3 protein-coding genes and 1 pseudogene are annotated in these 3,438 nt (G+C 58.8%); 3 read left to right on the forward strand and 1 reads right to left on the reverse strand.

The window, feature by feature from the left end:
* Positions 1–92 precede the first annotated feature (92 nt).
* Positions 93–1,757, reverse strand: coding sequence for an electron transfer flavoprotein-ubiquinone oxidoreductase (locus BLX41_RS16485; protein WP_123725757.1), 1,665 nt, complete (start codon positions 1,755–1,757; stop codon positions 93–95).
* 99 nt (positions 1,758–1,856) lie between these two features.
* Between BLX41_RS16485 and BLX41_RS16490 the strand changes: the two genes are divergently transcribed.
* The 3 genes and pseudogenes from BLX41_RS16490 to BLX41_RS35510 all read left to right on the forward strand — a co-directional run.
* Complete coding sequence (locus BLX41_RS16490; protein WP_102863892.1) at positions 1,857–2,048, forward strand: hypothetical protein; 192 nt, start codon at positions 1,857–1,859, stop codon at positions 2,046–2,048.
* A 257-nt stretch (positions 2,049–2,305) separates the two neighbouring features.
* Complete coding sequence (locus BLX41_RS16495) at positions 2,306–3,055, forward strand: electron transfer flavoprotein subunit beta/FixA family protein (RefSeq protein WP_015634720.1); 750 nt, start codon at positions 2,306–2,308, stop codon at positions 3,053–3,055.
* Positions 3,056–3,057: 2 nt separating this feature from the next.
* A pseudogene (locus BLX41_RS35510) lies at positions 3,058–3,438 on the forward strand (electron transfer flavoprotein subunit alpha/FixB family protein); the annotation flags it as partial.

A 3,438-nucleotide genomic window follows, 5' to 3' on the forward strand; every position in this document is an offset into this window, starting at 1 on the left:
GCCGGCAAGCCGGCTCCTACAGGGTGCTGTGCCAGCGAATCCCGGGCATGAAAAAGGCCCCCATAAAGGGGGCCTTCTTTTACAACGCCGGCTTACATGTTCGGGTAAGTCGGGCCGCCGGCGCCTTCCGGGGTGACCCAGGTGATGTTCTGGGCCGGGTCCTTGATGTCGCAGGTCTTGCAGTGCACGCAGTTCTGGGCGTTGATCTGGAAGCGCTTCTCGCCGTCTTCCTGAGTGATCACTTCATACACGCCGGCCGGGCAGTAACGCTGAGCAGGCTCGTCGTACAGTGGCAGGTTGCGGCCCAGCGGGATGCTCGGGTCGGTCAGCTTGAGGTGGCAAGGCTGCTCTTCTTCATGGTTGGTGCCGGAGATGAACACCGAGCTCAGTTTATCGAAGCTGAGTTTGCCGTCGGGTTTCGGGTAGTCGATCTTCGCGCAGTCCTTGGCCAGCTTCAGGCAGGCGTAGTCCGGCTTGGTATCACGCAGGGTGAAGGGCAGTTTGCCGCCGAAGATGTTCTGGTCCACCCAGTTGAAGCCACCGCCGATGATAGCGCCGAACTTGTGGATTGCCGGGCCGAAGTTACGGCTGGCGAACAGTTCTTCGTACAGCCAGCTGGATTTGAACGAGTCGACATAGCTCTTCAGCTCATCAGCACCTTCAGAGCCGGCGAACAGCGAGTCGGCCACGGCATCGGCGGCCAGCATGCCGGACTTCATGGCGGTGTGGCTGCCCTTGATCTTGGCGAAGTTCAGGGTGCCCAGGTCGCAGCCGATCAGCGCACCGCCCTTGAATACCATCTTCGGCAGCGAGTTCAGGCCACCTTTGCAAATGGCGCGGGCGCCGTAGCTGATCCGCTTGCCGCCTTCCAGGTACTGCTTGAGCGCCGGGTGATGCTTGAGGCGCTGGAACTCGTCGAACGGCGACAGGTAGGTATTGGCGTAGGACAGGTCGACGATCAGGCCCACCACGACCTGGTTGTTTTCCAGGTGATAGAGGAAAGAACCGCCGGTGTTCTCGTTGCCCATGATCTCCAGTGGCCAGCCGGCGGTGTGGACCACCAGGCCCGGCTGGTGCTTGGCCGGATCGATTTCCCAGATTTCCTTGAGGCCGATGCCGTAGTGCTGGGCGTCGGCGTCGCTGTCCAGGTTGAAGCGCTTGATCAGTTGCTTGCCGATATGGCCACGGCAACCTTCTGCGAACAGGGTGTACTTGCCGCGCAGTTCCATGCCTGGGGTATAGAGGCCGTCTTTCGGATGGCCTTCACGGTCGACACCCAGGTCGCCGGTGATGATCCCGCGGACCACGCCATTTTCATCGATCAGGGCTTCCTGAGCGGCGAAGCCCGGGTAGATTTCCACGCCCAGGTTCTCGGCCTGCTGGGCCAGCCAGCGGCACAGGTTGCCCAGGGAAATGATGTAGTTGCCTTCGTTGTGCATGGTCTTGGGCACAAAGAAGTCTGGAACCTTGGTGGAGGTGTCGCCGCTGCGCAGGACATAGATGTCGTCGCGGGTGACCGGGGTGTTGAGCGGGGCACCCAGTTCCTTCCAGTCCGGGAACAATTCATTCAGGGCCCGAGGCTCGAACACGGCACCGGAAAGGATGTGAGCACCGACTTCGGAGCCTTTCTCAACCACGCAGACGCTGATTTCCTTACCGGCTTCAGCGGCCTTCTGCTTAAGGCGGCAAGCGGCGGACAAGCCTGCGGGGCCGGCACCGACGATGACCACGTCGAATTCCATGTATTCGCGTTCCACTAGGCTATCTCCTACTCAAGGCTCAACGGTTTTTTCTAATTGGAGGTTTGGCGTTGCATCCGCGCTTTCTCCCATCACAAATGGGGGGAGCAGGGAAGGATGGCCGACCTTTCTCTCTGGGCGGCGCATTATATCTACACCACTCTCAGCGTCCAATACAAACGTTTGTTTGAATTTGCCGCAGCCCAGATAAATCAAAGAAGCGCGGCTTATAAACGGCTATTTTGCCGTATTGACCGGAAAAGGCGTTCCGGTCAAGATACGGTCGGTTTTGCGCTCGCCGTAGGCTGACTGTTGGTTTCAAGAGCACCTCTAAAGACAGGGCAAAGGCAATAAAGGTGACGCACCGCGCAGCTTGAAAGTGCGCAGTTTACACGCCGCGATAATGAATGACTCGTCGGTCACCACTGACGAACGGTCATCACCCCGTGAGCAAGGTCAACCTGATGTGCGCCAGCGTTTTTGGAGGTGCCCTTGTGCCGATGAGCATCAACCGCCAGGTTCTCGCCTAGGCGACTTTCTTTTCACCGGAGAGTAACGAGGAATCCATGAAGGTTCTTGTAGCTGTCAAACGAGTGGTCGACTATAACGTCAAGGTTCGCGTCAAAGCGGACAACTCCGGCGTCGACCTCGCCAACGTCAAGATGTCGATGAACCCTTTCTGCGAAATCGCAGTGGAAGAAGCCGTACGCCTGAAAGAGAAAGGTGTAGCGACTGAAATCGTCGTCGTCTCCATCGGTCCTGCTACTGCTCAAGAGCAACTGCGTACCGCCCTGGCACTGGGTGCCGATCGCGCAATCCTCGTCGAGTCCGCTGAAGAGTTGAACTCCCTGGCTGTGGCCAAGCTGCTCAAGGCTGTGGTCGACAAGGAGCAGCCACAACTGGTGATCCTCGGCAAACAGGCCATCGATAGCGACAACAACCAGACCGGCCAGATGCTGGCGGCCCTGAGCGGTTACGCTCAAGGCACCTTCGCCTCCAAGGTCGAAGTGTCCGGCGACAAGGTCAACGTCACTCGCGAAATCGATGGCGGCCTGCAGACCGTTGCGCTGAACCTGCCAGCCATCGTCACCACCGACCTGCGTCTGAACGAGCCGCGTTATGCGTCTCTGCCAAATATCATGAAAGCCAAGAAGAAGCCGCTTGAAACGCTGACTCCTGATGCTTTGGGCGTTTCCACCGCCTCCACCAACAAGACCCTGAAAGTCGAAGCGCCAGCTGCACGCAGCGCAGGTATCAAGGTCAAGTCGGTGGCTGAACTGGTCGAGAAACTGAAAAACGAAGCGAAGGTAATCTGATCATGACTATCTTGGTAATCGCCGAACACGATAACAAGGCGCTGGCTCCGGCCACCCTGAACACCGTTGCCGCCGCCGCCAAAATCGGTGGTGACGTGCATGTACTGGTTGCCGGCCAGGGCGTTGGCGCTGTGGCCGAAGCCGCAGCAAAAATCGCTGGCGTGGCCAAAGTGCTGGTGGCCGACAACGCCGCCTACGCTCACCAACTGCCGGAAAACGTTGCTTCGCTGGTCGCCGAGCTGGGTGCTGGCTATAGCCACATCCTGGCTGCCGCGACTTCCAACGGCAAAAACATCTTGCCGCGGGTTGCCGCTCAGCTGGACGTTGACCAGATCTCCGAGATCATCTCGGTAGAAAGCGCTGACACCTTCAAGCGTCCGATC

It is taken from the genome of Pseudomonas protegens (genome assembly GCF_003732485.1).
Lineage (GTDB): Bacteria > Pseudomonadota > Gammaproteobacteria > Pseudomonadales > Pseudomonadaceae > Aquipseudomonas > Aquipseudomonas protegens_B.

Coding starts and splice junctions, on each gene's coding strand:
- BLX41_RS16490 (WP_102863892.1), top strand. CDS start 1,857: ATGGCCGACCTTTCTCTCTGGGCGGCGCATTATATCTACACCACTCTC.
- BLX41_RS16495 (WP_015634720.1), top strand. CDS start 2,306: ATGAAGGTTCTTGTAGCTGTCAAACGAGTGGTCGACTATAACGTCAAG.